Here is a 15,452-nt window from a genome sequence, read left to right as displayed (position 1 = left end):
TATTTTAGTCAAATTCCAAGTCCACCTGCTCATTGCCTACCAACGTCCGCAAGTCTATCAACAAGCGGTCGGTGGGCGTCACGCGCCAGGTTGCGCCAAAACGCAGCTTGGCTCGCGCATCTTCCCGTTGATAGTAGAGATGCACTGGAATCGTCCCCGATCGATGGGGTTCCAACGACTGACGGAGACGGTTCAAAAGCTGGTCATCAATTTGCCTGTCAGTCAGCGAGATAGCAAGCCCGCGAGCGTATTTTTCCCGGGCTTCACTGATGTCCATTACCTCGCGGGCCATCATTTTAAGCCCGCCGCTAAAGTCATCAAAGCTGACCTGTCCACTGGCGATAAGGATACGGTCTTTTTCCAACAAATGCTGGTATTTTTCTAACGCTTCGGTGAATAGCATCACTTCCAGACGGCCCGAACGGTCATCCAGCGTACAGATGCCGATGCGGTTGCCGCGCTTGGTCACCATCACCCGCGCGGCGACCACCAACCCGACGGCGGTGGTCATTTTGCCCCGATCCGTCGGGTGCATGTCTTTCAAACGCTGGCCACCGGCGTAACGTTCGATCTCCTTGAGGTATTGGGTGATCGGGTGGCCGGTCAGGTACAGCCCCAGCGTTTCCCGTTCACCGTCCAACACCACCTGCTCCGGCCAGGGCGCGATGTTGGCGTAGGATTGCTCCACCTGCTCCGGCGCTTCCGCCAGCACGCCAAACATATCCACCTGGCCGATAGCTTCGGCTTTCGCATGCTGATCCGCCGCTTTCAACGCGTCGCCGAGCGAATTCATCAGCGCGGCGCGATGCGGCCCAAGGCGATCGAACGCCCCGGACATGATCAGTTTTTCCAGAATGCGGCGGTTCAGTTTCTTGATGTCGGAGCGCGCGCAGAGATCGAACAGGTCTTTGAAGTAACCTTGTTCGCCGCTGTTGCGCGCCTCGATAATCGCCTCGATTGGCCCTTCCCCTACGCCCTTGATGGCGCCGATGCCGTACACGATCTCGCCGTCGTCGTTGACGTGGAAGTGATACAGGCCGCTGTTGATGTCCGGCGGCAGGATCTTCAGCCCCATGCGCCAGCATTCGTCCACCAGCCCCACCACTTTGTCGGTGTTGTCCATATCGGCGGTCATCACCGCCGCCATAAACTCGGCCGGGTAGTGGGCCTTCAGCCACAGCGTCTGGTACGACACCAGCGCATAGGCGGCGGAGTGCGATTTGTTGAAGCCATAACCGGCGAATTTCTCCACCAGGTCGAAGATTTTCACCGACAGTTCACCGTCGATGCCGCGCGCTTTGGCGCCGTCTTCAAAGCCGCCGCGCTGCTTGGCCATTTCGACCGGGTTCTTTTTACCCATCGCACGGCGCAGCATGTCCGCGCCGCCCAGCGTATAGCCGGCCAGCACCTGGGCAATCTGCATCACCTGTTCCTGATACAGGATGATGCCGTAGGTCGGCTCCAGCACCGGCTTGAGCGACTCGTGCTGCCACTGAATGTCCGGGTAGGAGATCTCTTCGCGGCCATGTTTGCGGTCGATGAAGTTATCCACCATGCCCGACTGCAGCGGCCCCGGACGGAACAGCGCCACCAGTGCGATCATGTCTTCGAAGCAGTCGGGCTTCAGACGTTTGATCAAATCTTTCATGCCGCGCGATTCAAGCTGGAACACCGCCGTGGTTTCCGAACGCTGCAGCATGTCGAAGCTTTTCTTGTCGTCGAGCGGGATGGCGGCGATGTCGATCGGTTCCAGCCCGGTCTTGGCGCGCCGGGCGTTGATCATCTCCAGCGCCCAGTCGATGATGGTCAGGGTGCGCAGACCGAGGAAGTCGAACTTCACCAGCCCGGCGTATTCCACGTCGTTCTTGTCGAACTGGGTCACCGGGTGGTTCCCTTCGGCATCGCAGTACAGCGGCGCGAAGTCGGTGATCTTGGTCGGCGCAATCACCACGCCACCGGCGTGTTTACCAGCGTTGCGCGTCACCCCTTCCAGCTTGCGCGCCATGTCGATCAGCGCTTTGACCTCTTCGTCGGCCTCGTAAATCTCCGGCAGCTGCGGTTCGGCGGCGAAGGCTTTCTCCAGCGTCATGCCCGGATCCGGCGGCACAAGTTTGGAGATGCGATCGACGAACCCGTACGGGTGCCCCAACACGCGGCCTACGTCGCGGATAACCGCTTTCGCCGCCATGGTGCCGAAGGTGATGATCTGCGATACCGCTTCGCGGCCGTACATCTCCGCCACGTGCTCGATTACCTGATCGCGCTTCTCCATGCAGAAGTCGACGTCGAAGTCGGGCATCGAGACACGTTCCGGGTTCAGGAAGCGTTCGAACAGCAGGTCGAATTCCAGCGGATCGAGGTCGGTGATTTTCAACGCATAGGCCACCAGCGAACCGGCGCCGGAGCCTCGCCCTGGGCCCACCGGCACGTTGTTGTCCTTCGACCACTGGATAAATTCCATCACGATCAGGAAGTAGCCGGGGAACCCCATCTGGTTGATCACTTTCAGCTCGACGTCCAGACGCTCGTCGTATTCCGGGCGGCGCTGCGCGCGCACTTCAGGATCGGGGAACAGGAACTCGAGTCGCTCTTCCAGCCCCTCTTTCGATTTGAGTACCAGGAAGTCCTCGGTGCTCATATCGCCGGTCGGGAACTGCGGCAGGAAATATTCGCCGAGGCGAATGGTGACGTTACAGCGTTTGGCGATTTCGACGCTGTTCAGCAGCGCTTCCGGGATGTCGGCGAACAGCTCGCACATCTCGTCTTCGCTGCGCATGTATTGTTGCGGGCTGTAGTTGCGCGGCCGCTTGGGATCGTCCAGCGTAAAGCCGTCGTGGATGGCGACGCGGATCTCATGGGCGTCGAAGTCATCTTCCACCAGGAAACGCACGTCGTTGGTGGCCACCACCGGCAAACCGCGCTCGGTGGCCAGCGCCACCGCCGCATGCAGATAGTTCTCTTCATCCGGGCGGCCGGTGCGGATCAACTCCAGGTAGTAGCAGTCGGGGAAATATTGCTGGTAGAAATCCAGACACTGATCCACCTGCGCCTGGTTGCCGCGCAGCAGGAACTTGCCGACGTCGCCCTGACGCGCGCCGGAGAGCAGGATCAGCCCTTCGCGATGTTCAATCAGCCAGTCGCGATCGATGATCGGGCCGGCGGCGCCGTAGCCGCGCTGATAGGCGCGGGAAATCAGCAGCGTTAAGTTCTGGTAGCCTTCGTTGTTGCTGGCCAGCACCGTCAGTTGAGCGAGTTCGTCGCCCAAGACTTCGCTTTGCACATGGAAATCCGCGCCGATGATCGGTTTGATCCCGGCGCCGTGCGCGCTGCCGTAGAACTTCACCAGCCCGCACAGGTTGGTGAAATCGGTGATTGCCAGAGCAGGCATGGCTAACGCGGCGGCTCTTTTCACCAGCGGCGCCGTCTTGGCCAATCCATCAATCATGGAGTAGTCACTGTGGACGCGCAGGTGAATAAAACGAGGTTCGGCCATCTCCAGATACCTGATTGAAGGGGCTCAGCGTGCTGAGCCCGGGTTAATGCTATCGTCGAGCCGGTCAGGCTCGCAGGCTACAGCGCGAGCGCCCTTTTCACCGGCGCGAAACTGCGGCGATGATGCTCGGTGGCGCCCAGCGCGGCCAGCCGCTCCAGGTGGAAGGCGGTCGGGTAGCCTTTATGCTGCGCGAAACCGTAGTCCGGGAACTCGCTGTCCAGCTCGGCCATTTCGCGATCGCGCGTGACCTTCGCCAGAATGGACGCCGCGCTGATCTCCGCCACGCGGCTGTCGCCCTTCACCACCGCCTGCGAACGCATCGGCAAGCTCGGGCAACGGTTACCGTCGATTAAAACCATGTCCGGCGCGATATGCAACCCGGCCACCGCGCGCTGCATCGCCAACATGGTGGCGTGCAAAATGTTCAGCTGGTCGATTTCCGCCGGTTCGGCGCGCCCCAGGCTCCAGGAGAGCGCTTTGGCGACGATTTCGTCATACAGCGCCAGCCGGCGTTTTTCACTGAGCTTTTTGGAGTCTGCCAGCCCGACGATCGGCTGCGCCGGATCGAGGATCACGGCGGCGGTGACCACTGCGCCGACCAACGGGCCGCGGCCCACTTCGTCCACACCGGCAATCAGCGTGGCAGCGGGATAGATAAAGGGTTCAATCATGCTTTCGCCAGCTCCAACACAGCCTGAGCGGCCTGTTCGTCCGCACCGCAACGGATGCTTTGGTGCAAGGTAAGGAAAGTCTGTTTCAACGCGTCGGTTTCCGGGCTCTCTTCCAGCAGCGGCATCACGGCGGCGGCCAGTTTGTCCGGGACGCAGTCATGCTGCAGCAGTTCGGTGACGATCTCCCGCCCCGCCAGCAGATTCGGCAGCGAGACATAAGGCGTTTTCACCAGCTTCTGCGCCAACCAGAAAGTGAACGGCTTCATGCGATAGCCCACGACCATCGGGCACTTGGCCAGCATGCATTCCAGCGCCGCCGTGCCGGATGCCAGCAGCGCCGCGTCGCTGGCGATCATCGCTTCACGCCCCTGCCCATTCAGCAGGTGTACGGTCAGATCCGGCGCCACTTCGGCCTTGATGCGCTCAAACTGCTCACGCCGTTTGGCGTTGACCAGCGGCACCACCACTTCCAGCTCGGGATAACGCGTACGCAGCAGCTGCGCGGTTTTGAGGAAGTCGGCGCTCAGCATCTCGACTTCGGCGCCACGGCTGCCCGGCAACAAGGCCAAACAGCGCGCCTGCGGAGCGATGCCAAGCTGAGCGCGCGCCGCTAACCGATCGGGCTGCAGCGGCATGGCGTCCGCCATGGTGTGACCGATAAACCGGCAGGGGACGTTGAAACGATCGTAAAACGCTTTTTCGAAAGGGAGAAAGGCCAACACCAAATCGGTGGCTTTGCCTATTTTGAAAACGCGCTTTTGTCGCCAGGCCCACACGGAAGGGCTGACATAGTGGATGGTGCGAATGCCGCGCTGCTTGAGGCGGCCTTCCAGCGTGATGTTGAAGTCCGGCGCGTCGATGCCGACAAACACGTCCGGCCGCAGCTCACCGAAGCGGCGGGTGAGATCCTTGCGGATCTTCAACAGGCGTGGCAAGCGCTCGAGCACTTCCACCACGCCCATTACCGCCAGCTCTTCCATTTCGTACCAGGCCTCGCACCCTTCGGCCTGCATCAGCGGGCCGGCGACGCCAACGAAACGCGCGTCGGGGATCTGCGCCTTGAGCGCACGGATCAAACCGGCGCCGAGAATGTCACCGGAGGTTTCTCCGGCGACCAATCCGATAGTCAATGGACGATTCGACATAACTCAGCGAATGATGCCACGGGTGGAACGGGTGAAGAAATCGAGGTACTGCTGCACCACCGGCTGCTCTTTGGCCAGGGCTTCGATTTCCGCTTTCGCTTCATCCAGCGTTTTTTCGCTGCGATACAGGATCTTGTAGGCGTTGCGGATCGCCTGCATTTCATCCTTGTCAAAACCGCGGCGCTTGAGGCCGACCGCGTTGACGCCGAACGGCGTAGCGTGGTTGCCCTGAGCGATGACGAAAGGAGGCACGTCCTGAGCGACACCGGAACAACCGCCTACCATCACATGCGCGCCGATAATGCAGAACTGATGGATCGCGGTCATGCCGCCAATGATGGCGTGATCGTCGATTTCCACGTGCCCCGCCAGCGTGGCGTTGTTGGCCAGCACGCAAGCATTGCCGACTACGCAGTCGTGGGCGACGTGCACGTTGACCATCAGCAGGTTATCGTTGCCCACTTTGGTCAGGCCGGTGCCCTGCGCGGTGCCGCGGTGGATGGTGACGCTTTCGCGGATGCGATTGCGATCGCCCACTTCCACACGCGTCGGCTCGCCCGCGTATTTCAGATCCTGATTCACTTCGCCGATAGAGGCGAACTGATAAATCTGGTTATCGCGGCCAATCTTGGTAATGCCGTTTACCACCACGTGGGATTTCAGCACCGTGCCGGCGCCGATTTCCACCTGGGAGCCGACGTAGCAGAAAGGGCCGATATGCACGCCGGCGCCAATCACGGCGCCTTCTTCGACTATCGCGCTAGGATGGATAAAGGCGGTTTGGTCAATCACGGATTAAGCCTCCCGGCTGCGGGCACACATCATGGTTGCTTCGCAGACAATTTTACCGTCAACGGTCGCCACGCCTTTGAAGCGAGTCAGACCGCGGCGAGTTTTCTCGAAGGTGACTTCCATGACCATCTGATCGCCTGGCACCACAGGGCGCTTGAAGCGAGCTTCATCGATACCAGCGAAGTAATACAGCTCGCCCGGTTCCAGTTTGCCGACGCTTTTAAACGCCAGGATGCCTGTGGCCTGCGCCATGGCTTCCAGGATCAATACGCCTGGGAAAATCGGTTTGCCAGGGAAGTGGCCCTGGAAAAACGGTTCATTCACCGATACGTTCTTCACCGCACGCAGATATTTGTGCTCTTCAAACTCGAGGACGCGGTCGACCAGCAAGAACGGGTAACGGTGAGGAAGCAGATCCAAAATTTCTGCAATATCCAGAGTATGAGTGTCAGTAGTCAAAATACTCTTCCTGTCTCTAAAAACTGATGGCATCAACAACACGGCCTGCGCTGACCCCAAAAGGAGATCATCATGCAGGCCGCAAATTAACATCTCTTTGCGCTTTTGGTCTCACGACCAACGCGTTTCGTTTTGTACCCGCCAGGGCGGGCGGCAATGACTAGTCTTTTCCGACTTTACGTTCGACAGCTTTCAAGCGCTTGCTGATCTCATCGATATTCATTACCAACGCAGCGGTTTTACGCCAAACCTTGTTAGGCTGCAACGGAATGCCCGAAGAGTATACCCCAGGTTCGGTGATTGGTCGCATAACCATTCCCATTCCGGTAACAACAACCTTGTCGGCAATTTCCATGTGACCGTTGATCACGCTGGCGCCGCCAATCTGGCAGTAGCGGCCGATTTTCAGGCTGCCGGCCATGATCACACCGCCGGCGACGGCGGTATTGTCGCCAATCACGACGTTATGTGCAATCTGGCATTGGTTGTCGATGATAACACCATTCCCGATTTGGGTGTTATCCAAAGCGCCGCGGTCAATGGTGGTGCAAGCGCCGATTTCGACGCGATCGCCGATAATCACCGTGCCCAACTGAGGGATCTTGATCCACTCGCCGCGCTCATTCGCATAGCCGAAACCGTCTGCGCCGATCACGGTGCCCGACTGAATCAGGCAGCGCTGGCCGATTTCGACCGCATGATAAATCGTTACGTTCGCCCACAGACGCGTTCCCGCGCCGATGCGTGCGTGTTTGCCGATGAAGCAGCCCGGGCCGATAACCACGTTATCGCCAAGCACCGCACCCGACTCGATCACCGCGTTCGCCCCAATGGCGACGTTCTGCCCCAGCTGCGCTTCAGGCGAGATCACCGCGCTTGGCGCGATATCCTGAGCCGGCGACGGCGTGGTGTCCATCAGCTGCGCCATGCGCGCATAGGTCAGGTAAGGGTTCTTAACCACCAGCGCCGCAGCACGGCAGTGTGGTAAATCCGCTTCGGTAAGCACCACGGCGCTTGCCTGGCAGGAAGACAGCTGCTCTTGATAGCGGCTGTTTGACAAAAACGTGATTTGGCCAGGCTGTGCCGAATGCATAGAAGCAATGCCGGTGATGACGAGATCGCCATCACCGTGCAATTGTGCATCCAACTGCTGCGCTAAATCAGCCAGTCGAATTGAAAGCATGTGTTATTTAACCTGTTTCAGCACGTCAGCAGTGATATCTTTGGAAGAGTCTGCATAGGCAACGGCGTTGGCGTCGATCACCACGTCATAACCGCCTTTGCTCGCGACAGATTTCACCGCGTCCTGAATGCGGCTCAGGATCTTGTTACGCTCTTCCATCTGGCGACGACGGTTGTCCTGCTCGAAAGCCTGGGCTTTCTGAGAGAACTGCTCGCGCTGCGCCATCACGTCTTTTTCCAACTTGCTGCGGTCGCTGGCTTTCATGGTAGCGCCGTCACGCTGCAGACGTTGCATTTTGGTCTGCAGGCTACGTTCCATGTTCTGGAGTTCGCTTGCACGGCCTTTAAACTCGTTTTCCAGCTGTTTAGCGACCGCTTCGCGGGCCGGCAGCTGTTGGAAAATGCTGGAGACGTTAACGACAGCGATCTTATCTGCTGCCTGAACGCCAGCTGAAGCAGCCATTGCTAAACCGAGGCCTGCGGCACACAACCACTTTTTCACTATAAACTCCTTACCATCACCCATTTGTGTCATATGACACTGAAGTACACAATTTGCCAGACTTATCCCACCAAACAATGAGAATCATCTCCCTCTGCCGGCGGGCGCCTGGCCATTGCGATTCTTAATAACTGTTATGCCCAGAGGCGAGACCCGTTACCAGGTCTTACCGATGTTAAACTGGAACTGTTCGGACTTGTCGCCTTCGTATTTCTTGATCGGGTTGGCGTAAGAGAACACCAATGGCCCCAATGGCGACATCCACTGCAGCGCAATACCGGCGGAAGAACGAATATTGCTGGCCTTGCTGTAGTCCGGCACGCCGTACATCAGCGTATCGTTGGTATTCTTCCACTTGGTATCCCACACGGTACCCGCATCGATGAACAGCGACGTGCGCACAGAGTTAGCGTATTTGTCGCTGATGAACGGCGTTGGGGTGATCAGCTCCAGGCTGGCGACCGCCATGGCGTTACCGCCCACCGCGTCATCCGAACCACAGATGCTCTGACGATCGGTGGTGCTGCCGGCGTTGAACTGGCACTGGTACGAATTGGAGTTGTAGTACACCGCCTTCGGACCAATGGTGTTGGACTGGAAGCCACGCACGGTGCTCGAACCACCGGCGTAGAAGTTCTCGTAGAACGGCATTTCCTTGCCGCCCAGCCCATCCGCGTAACCCAGACGGCCGCGACCCAACAGCACCCAGGTGCGGTCGTCGTTGATCGGCACGTACTGTACGCTGTCCAGCGTCACCTTGTAGTATTCGTTGTCCGAGCCCGGAATGGTGACCTTGCCGTTCAACGTGGTGCGGTTACCCGAAGTCGGGAAGTAGCCGCGGTCCAGGTTGTTGTAGGTCCAGCCCAGGTTCAGGGTAAAGTCGTCCGTCGAGTAGCTGGCGCGGTCGGTCTTGTTCGCATCCACGCCCATCGAGTCGAGGTAACGCCACATGGCGATCTGCGGCTGCATGTTCGACAGGCCGTTGTGGACATAGCCCAGGCCGGTGCGCAACGAGTTGTTTTCATTGATCGGGAAGCCCAGCGTGCCGTCAACACCGTAACTCTTGTTGGTGTAGTCGGACAGGTCCGCGTTATCCGCTTTAAAGTCGTTGTAGAAGACGCGGCCGCCCAGGCTCACACCGTCAACGGTGAAGTACGGGTTGGTGACCGAGAATTCGGTGTACGTCTGGTAATCGTTCTTGGTGCCGCTGATGCCGACCGAGTAGCCGGTACCCAACCAGTTATCCTGCTGCACGCCGGCCTGGAAGCTGACGCCGCTCTCGGTGCCGTAACCGACGCCGAAGTTAAAGGTACCGGTGTTGCGTTCTTTCACCTTGTAGGTCACGTCGACCTGATCGGCAGTGCCCGGCACGCGCTGGGTTTCCACGTCGACCGTTTCGAAGTAGCCCAGGCGGTTCAGACGCTCCTTGCCCTGCTCGACCTGCTCGTTGCCGAGCCAGGCGCCTTCCATCTGGCGCATTTCGCGACGCAGTACGGAATCCTTGCTGGTGTCGTTGCCTTCGAACTTGATGCGGCGCACGTAGAAACGGTTGCCCGCGTCAACGTTGACGTGCAGCTTGACGGTTTTATCCGCGTCATTGATCTCCGGCTGGGTGCCGACGCGCGGGTAGGCGTAACCATAACGGCCCAACATCGTTTTGATGTTGTCTTCCATTTTGGTCACTTTGCTGCCGTTATACAGCTCGCCCGGCTCGATTTTGGTGATCTGAGCGACTTCCGCCGAGTGGCCGGCCAGGTTGCCGTTCACGACAACATCAGAAAGCTTGTACTGATCGCCTTCGGTGATGTTGATGGTGATGTAGATGCCTTTTTTATCCGGCGTCAGGCTCACCTGGGTAGAATCGATGTTAAAGCGGGCATAGCCGCGATCCAGATAGAAGCTGCGCAGGGTTTCGAGATCGCCCGCCAGTTTTTGCTTCTGGTATTTGCGATCGCCGACCAGGTTCCACCACGGCACTTCGTCACGCAGTTGGAAGCGCGAGATCAGTTCGTCGTTGGTGAAGGCGTGGTTGCCGACGATGTTGATTTGTTGAATCTTGGCGGAGACCCCTTCCGTGAACACCAGTTTCAGGTCGACACGGTTGCGCGGCAACGGCGTGACCACGGCTTTCACCGAGGCGCTGTATTTACCAACGCTGTAATAGAAGTCTTCCAGCCCTTTTTCAATGCTGGAAATCGTGGTGCGGTCGAGCGCCTCGCCCACCCGGACGCCGGAGGCTTCCAGGTTTTGCTTGAGCATGTCATCCTTCACCGACTTGTTGCCGGAGAAAGTGATGCTGGCGATGGTAGGACGTTCCTTCACCTGCACGATCAAGGTATTACCATCGCGCAGTACGCGCACGTCCTCGAAGTTGCCGGTGGCAAACAAGGCACGAATGGTATTACTGATGTCATCGTCAGTGACGGTATCGCCGACGCGAACCGGCATGTTGAGTAACGCCGCACCGACGGCAACTCGCTGCAGGCCTTCGAAATGAATGTCTTTCACTACGAACCCGTCTGCACCGTATACGGTGGCGCTGCCAAACAGCAGCGACGCTATGAGCAACTTTTTCATCGCCATCGTTGTTATGCGTTCTTCCTAACCTATCCCCGCCCCTAAAGGCGGGAAAAATCATTGAAAAGTGCAAGACCCATCAACAACACCAACACGATCGAACCTATGCGGTAGCTGTAGTCCTGTACTCGCTCGGAAACCGGCCCACCCTTCAGCTTTTCTATCGCCAGGAAGAGGAGATGCCCACCATCTAACACCGGTAATGGGAACAGGTTGATGATCCCCAGGTTGACGCTAATCAACGCCAGGAACATCAGATAATACACGAATCCGACTCCGGCTGACGCCCCAGCTCCCTGTGCAATCGAAATCGGGCCACTCAGGTTGTTCAGCTTTACATCACCGGTTATTAATTTGCCCAGCATGTTGACCGTCAGCCGCATCAGCTGCCAGGTCTTGTCGCCGGCCTGATACAGCGCCGGGAACGGTCCATACTGGCGAATCGTCTTATACTCTTCCGGCAGCGGCAGCACCTTTGGAATGATGCCTGCAAACCCCACCGATTTGTCTTTTCCCACCGGCTTTGTATCCGGTATCAGCGTCAAAGACAAGGGGGCGCCGTTTCTTTCAATCTCCAAAGCCAGCGGTTGCCCCGGGCCATCGTGGATACGCTTCACCAGCGTCTGCCAACGACCCAACGGCTGACCATCGACTTTAACGATCCTGTCCCCCGCTTGTAAACCCGCCTTTTGCGCCGCCGAGTTCGGCTGCACTTCCGCCAACACGGATTCGATCTGCGGGCCGCGCGGCATAATCCCCAGCGCGACAACGGGATCCTGCTTGTCCGGTTCAAAGTTCCACTGGCGCAAGTCCAGGGTTTTGGTCACCACCTGCGAAGAGCCGAACGGCGCTACGCCGACTTCGGTTTGCGCATCGCCAATCTTCGCCACCAGCGCCAGACGAACTGACTCCCAATCAGGCGTTTCGATGCCGTCAACCGACTTTAGTTCCATGCCAGACGAAATTTCAGCCTTGGCGGCGATCGATTGCGGCGCGATTTCGCCGATCACCGGACGGAAACTCGGCACGCCGATGATGAACACCAGCCAGTAGGCAAGGATAGCAAACAGGAAGTTGGCGATGGGGCCGGCGCTGATGATGGCCGCGCGCTGCCAGACGGTTTTATTGTTGAAGGCCTGGTGGCGCATCTCCGGTGCCACCGACTCCACGCGCTCGTCCAGCATCTTCACGTAGCCGCCGAGCGGGATCAGAGCGATAACGTACTCGGTGCCCTGGCGATCGGTTCGGCGCCACAGCGCCCGGCCGAAGCCGATGGAGAAGCGTTCAACGCGCACGCCGCAACGACGGGCAACCCAAAAGTGTCCGAACTCATGCACGGTAATCAAGATACCGAGCGCAATCAGAAACGCCACCAGGTTCCAAAGCACGCTGACCATCATCCCTCACTTTCCGTCATCGACGGATTAAAACACCAACAGCATCAGGCAGGCAAACACCGGCACCGCCGCGGTCAGGCTGTCGATACGATCCAGTATGCCGCCATGACCGGGAATCAAATGCCCGCTGTCCTTGATGCCCGCTTCGCGTTTGAACATGCTTTCGGTCAAATCGCCCAGCACCGAAGCCAGCGCGGCGATCACCGAACAGGCCAGCAGCGTGGTCGGCACCACGTTCAGCGGCGCGTAGCGGCCGAACAGCCACGAGATCACCGCCGACGTCAGCAACCCGCCGATCAACCCTTCCCAGGTTTTACCCGGCGAGACCTTCGGCGCCAGCTTATGCTTGCCGAACAGCTTGCCGAACATGTAGGCACCGGAATCTGCGCCCCACACCAGCAACATCACGTACAGCAGCCACCAGGCGCCGGTAAACGGGTTTTGCTCGTAGCCGAACTGGCGCAGCGCCAGCATGCCCCAGAAAAACGGCACGATGGTCAGCAGGCCAAACAGCAGGCGCAGCGGGCGCGAATTGCGCCAGATAGCGGCCGAGCCGGGATAGAACAGCACCAACAGCAACGCCGCCAGCCACCAGGCCAACGACAGCCACAGCGAGCCGCTTATCTGCGGCACGGATTGATGGTAAGCGGGGACGCTGAGCATCATCAGCGCAAGCAGAAAACCGCACAGTATCGCCAACCAGATGCGCTGCGAACGGGAGGTAAAACCGGCCAGTTGGCCCCACTCCCAGGCAGCTAACATGCACACGACGAGCGTTACCAGAGCAAAGGCCAACGGCGGCAACAGGAACAGCGCCGCGATAACGATCGGGATTAAAATCAGAGCAGTTATGAGGCGATACTTCAGCAAAAGTTCTCCCTAGGACGCATCGGCGCCGTTAGGTGTTGTTCCCCCGAAGCGGCGCTCACGTTGTGCAAATGCATTCAGCGCACCTTCAAAGACAAGTTCATCGAAATCAGGCCAGAGCACATCAGTAAAGTAAAGTTCAGCATAGGCGATTTGCCACAGCAGGAAATTACTGATGCGATGCTCGCCACCGGTGCGGATAACCAGATCCACCGGCGCCAGGTCGCTCATGCAAACCCGCTCGTTCAATAATTCCTCGCTGATCTGATCCGGGTGCAACTCGCCTACCCGTACCTGTTCGGCCAGTTCCCTTACTCCCTGAATGATATCCCAACGGCCGCCGTAGTTGGCAGCGATATTGAGCGTCAGGCCATCGTTATTTTCCGTCAGAGCTTCAGAGCGGCGGATCCGCTCCTGCAAACGCGCGCTGAATCGGCTGATATCGCCGATCACTCGCAGCCTGACGTTATGTTTATGCAGGCTTTTTACTTCACTATCCAAAGCGCGGACAAAAAGCTCCATCAGGGCAGAGACTTCCTGCACCGGACGGTTCCAGTTTTCGCTGCTGAAGGCATAAAGCGTGAGCGCATCTAAATGGTGGCTGGCGGCAAAGCTGACCGCGCGGCGAACCGATTTCACCCCCGCTTTATGACCGAAGACACGTAACTTGCCCTGACGTTTGGCCCAGCGTCCGTTACCGTCCATGATAATGGCGACATGGCGCGGCCCCGGGGAAGATGGATTAGCCTCTTGTTGGTTTGCGGACGACATAACTCGTACTTATTTCCTCAATAGAAATATAACTGCCTTTCCGGAACATCAGGCCCTTACGCGCAAAAAAAGCCGTGTGCCCGACACGGCTTTCAGCCTGCCCTTGCGATACCCGGCGCAGCCGGGCCGCCATTGACGCACAAGGCGCCAATCGGGCCATAATTCAACGGTATAACCGCTGACAGGTGGCGCAGACTATACCACCTCAGCGGGGCATGAACAAACGGCCCCGCTGCGGCGCACGCGAATTACGAGCAAAATCGGATAATCACCGTGATCGGCCGCACAACGCGCGAACCCGCTCCTCAGCGGCGGCGCGGGCCTGACGGTCAATGTCTAAGACCGCTTCGATGCTCGTCGGTTCCTGCAGCGCGAGACGTTCCACCACCTGGCGATTGACCGCCGCGATATCGGTAAAGCGAATCTGCTGCTGCAAAAATGCCGCCACGGCGATTTCGTTGGCCGCGTTCAGCGCGGTGGTGGCCGCCTGGCCGGCATCGAACGCTTCGATCGCCAAATACAGGCAAGGATAACGCTCACGCTCCGGTTCGGCGAAGGTCAGCGAACCGATACGGCAGAAGTCCAGCGCTTCCACACCGGAATTCACGCGCTGCGGATACGCCATCGCGTGAGCGATTGGCGTGCGCATATCCGGCGTCCCCAACTGCGCCAGCACACTGCCGTCTGCATAGCGCACCATCGAGTGAATCACCGACTGCGGGTGCAGGATCACTTCCATTTGCTCGGCCGAGGCGTTAAACAGCCAGCGGGCCTCAATGTATTCCAGACCTTTGTTCATCATGGTGGCGGAATCCACCGAGATCTTGCGGCCCATCGACCAGTTTGGGTGGGCGCAGGCTTGATCCGGCGTCATCGCGGCGAACTGTTCCAACGGCGTGGTGCGGAACGGGCCGCCGGAACCGGTAAGCACGATGCGCGAAACACCATGACTGTCCAGTGAAGAGTATCCCAACTGGCGCTGAATGCTCTCAGGCAAACTCTGAAAAATCGCGTTGTGCTCGCTGTCGAGCGGCAGCAGTTGCGCCTGGCTTTGCCGCACCGCGTCCATAAACAGACGGCCGCAGGTGACCAGCGACTCTTTGTTGGCCAGCAGCACCTGCTTGCCCGCGCGGATCGCCGCCAGCGTCGGCAACAGCCCCGCGGCGCCGACGATGGCCGCCGTCACTTGATCGACGTCATCCAAAGCGGCCAATTCACAGGCCGCTTGTTCCCCAGCCAACACTTCGGTAGCGACACCGTTCTCCGCCAGGATAGCGCGCAGCTCGCGCGCGGCGCTTTCATCCGCCATCGCGGCAAACGCGGGCCGAAATTCCATGCATTGCTGCGCCATGACCGCAACGTTGCGGCCGGCAACCAGCGCTTTGATCGCAAAACGGTCGAGATTCGCCCTGACCACGGCCAGGGTGCTGGTCCCTACCGAGCCGGTCGAGCCAAGAATGGTCAGTTGCTTCATGAGTTCACTCTGAATAACTGTCTGATGAGATCGGAGGTGCTCCAGTGTGGAACCTTGGACACCGCTTGTCCATGATCTTTCAGTACGATGAAACGGGATCTGCGCCACAAAAAACAAAGCGC

Annotated in this window: 12 protein-coding genes; all 12 read right to left on the bottom strand. The window is 58.8% G+C overall.

Going from position 1 to position 15,452, the window contains the following annotated elements; all coding sequences use genetic code 11:
- Positions 1-4: 4 nt before the first annotated feature.
- The 12 genes from dnaE to ispC all read right to left on the bottom strand — a co-directional run bounded on the left by dnaE (position 5) and on the right by ispC (position 15,330).
- Complete coding sequence (dnaE, locus tag ACJ8PE_RS17355) at positions 5-3,493, bottom strand: DNA polymerase III subunit alpha (protein ID WP_033652500.1); 3,489 nt, start codon at positions 3,491-3,493, stop codon at positions 5-7.
- 77 nt (positions 3,494-3,570) lie between these two features.
- Complete coding sequence (rnhB, locus tag ACJ8PE_RS17350; protein ID WP_019455763.1) at positions 3,571-4,164, bottom strand: ribonuclease HII; 594 nt, start codon at positions 4,162-4,164, stop codon at positions 3,571-3,573.
- The gene (gene lpxB, locus ACJ8PE_RS17345; RefSeq protein ID WP_004931967.1) at positions 4,161-5,309 is read right to left on the bottom strand and encodes a lipid-A-disaccharide synthase; all 1,149 of its coding nucleotides are present in this window, start codon (positions 5,307-5,309) and stop codon (positions 4,161-4,163) included. Before lpxB ends, rnhB begins: the two co-directional genes overlap by 4 nt.
- A 3-nt stretch (positions 5,310-5,312) precedes the next feature.
- Positions 5,313-6,101 carry an acyl-ACP--UDP-N-acetylglucosamine O-acyltransferase gene (gene lpxA, locus ACJ8PE_RS17340; protein WP_033644878.1) on the bottom strand — a complete coding sequence of 263 codons (789 nt, stop codon included), beginning with the start codon at positions 6,099-6,101 and terminating at the stop codon, positions 5,313-5,315.
- Between the two features lie 3 nt (positions 6,102-6,104).
- A complete protein-coding gene (fabZ, locus tag ACJ8PE_RS17335; protein ID WP_004931962.1) occupies positions 6,105-6,560 on the bottom strand; it encodes a 3-hydroxyacyl-ACP dehydratase FabZ in 456 nt (151 codons plus the stop codon).
- A 160-nt stretch (positions 6,561-6,720) separates the two neighbouring features.
- Positions 6,721-7,743, bottom strand: coding sequence for a UDP-3-O-(3-hydroxymyristoyl)glucosamine N-acyltransferase (lpxD, locus tag ACJ8PE_RS17330; RefSeq protein ID WP_025304030.1), 1,023 nt, complete (start codon positions 7,741-7,743; stop codon positions 6,721-6,723).
- A 3-nt stretch (positions 7,744-7,746) separates the two neighbouring features.
- Positions 7,747-8,244, bottom strand: coding sequence for a molecular chaperone Skp (skp, locus tag ACJ8PE_RS17325; protein WP_004931958.1), 498 nt, complete (start codon positions 8,242-8,244; stop codon positions 7,747-7,749).
- Between the two features lie 156 nt (positions 8,245-8,400).
- Complete coding sequence (gene bamA / locus ACJ8PE_RS17320) at positions 8,401-10,827, bottom strand: outer membrane protein assembly factor BamA (protein WP_149542254.1); 2,427 nt, start codon at positions 10,825-10,827, stop codon at positions 8,401-8,403.
- Between the two features lie 35 nt (positions 10,828-10,862).
- Positions 10,863-12,218 carry a sigma E protease regulator RseP gene (rseP, locus tag ACJ8PE_RS17315; protein ID WP_025304033.1) on the bottom strand — a complete coding sequence of 452 codons (1,356 nt, stop codon included), beginning with the start codon at positions 12,216-12,218 and terminating at the stop codon, positions 10,863-10,865.
- A gap of 27 nt (positions 12,219-12,245) precedes the next feature.
- Positions 12,246-13,088, bottom strand: a complete 843-nt coding sequence (cdsA, locus tag ACJ8PE_RS17310) for a phosphatidate cytidylyltransferase (protein WP_033644875.1) — start codon at positions 13,086-13,088, stop codon at positions 12,246-12,248.
- A gap of 9 nt (positions 13,089-13,097) precedes the next feature.
- Positions 13,098-13,856 (bottom strand): (2E,6E)-farnesyl-diphosphate-specific ditrans,polycis-undecaprenyl-diphosphate synthase, encoded by a 759-nt coding sequence (gene ispU / locus ACJ8PE_RS17305; protein ID WP_033644874.1) that lies wholly within the window; start codon positions 13,854-13,856, stop codon positions 13,098-13,100.
- A 268-nt stretch (positions 13,857-14,124) separates the two neighbouring features.
- Positions 14,125-15,330: a 1-deoxy-D-xylulose-5-phosphate reductoisomerase gene (ispC, locus tag ACJ8PE_RS17300; protein WP_213588199.1), complete on the bottom strand. Its 1,206-nt coding sequence runs from the start codon at positions 15,328-15,330 to the stop codon at positions 14,125-14,127.
- Positions 15,331-15,452: the final 122 nt, after the last annotated feature.

The organism is Serratia sp. CY74737, from assembly GCF_052166775.1.
GTDB classification, from domain to species: domain Bacteria; phylum Pseudomonadota; class Gammaproteobacteria; order Enterobacterales; family Enterobacteriaceae; genus Serratia; species Serratia ureilytica.
This window is presented reverse-complemented; position numbering and strand designations above follow the sequence as displayed.

Coding starts and splice junctions, on each gene's coding strand:
- ispU (WP_033644874.1), bottom strand. CDS start 13,856: ATGTCGTCCGCAAACCAACAAGAGGCTAATCCATCTTCCCCGGGGCCG.
- dnaE (WP_033652500.1), bottom strand. CDS start 3,493: ATGGCCGAACCTCGTTTTATTCACCTGCGCGTCCACAGTGACTACTCC.
- lpxB (WP_004931967.1), bottom strand. CDS start 5,309: ATGTCGAATCGTCCATTGACTATCGGATTGGTCGCCGGAGAAACCTCC.
- rnhB (WP_019455763.1), bottom strand. CDS start 4,164: ATGATTGAACCCTTTATCTATCCCGCTGCCACGCTGATTGCCGGTGTG.
- bamA (WP_149542254.1), bottom strand. CDS start 10,827: ATGGCGATGAAAAAGTTGCTCATAGCGTCGCTGCTGTTTGGCAGCGCC.
- ispC (WP_213588199.1), bottom strand. CDS start 15,330: ATGAAGCAACTGACCATTCTTGGCTCGACCGGCTCGGTAGGGACCAGC.
- rseP (WP_025304033.1), bottom strand. CDS start 12,218: ATGGTCAGCGTGCTTTGGAACCTGGTGGCGTTTCTGATTGCGCTCGGT.
- lpxD (WP_025304030.1), bottom strand. CDS start 7,743: ATGCTTTCAATTCGACTGGCTGATTTAGCGCAGCAGTTGGATGCACAA.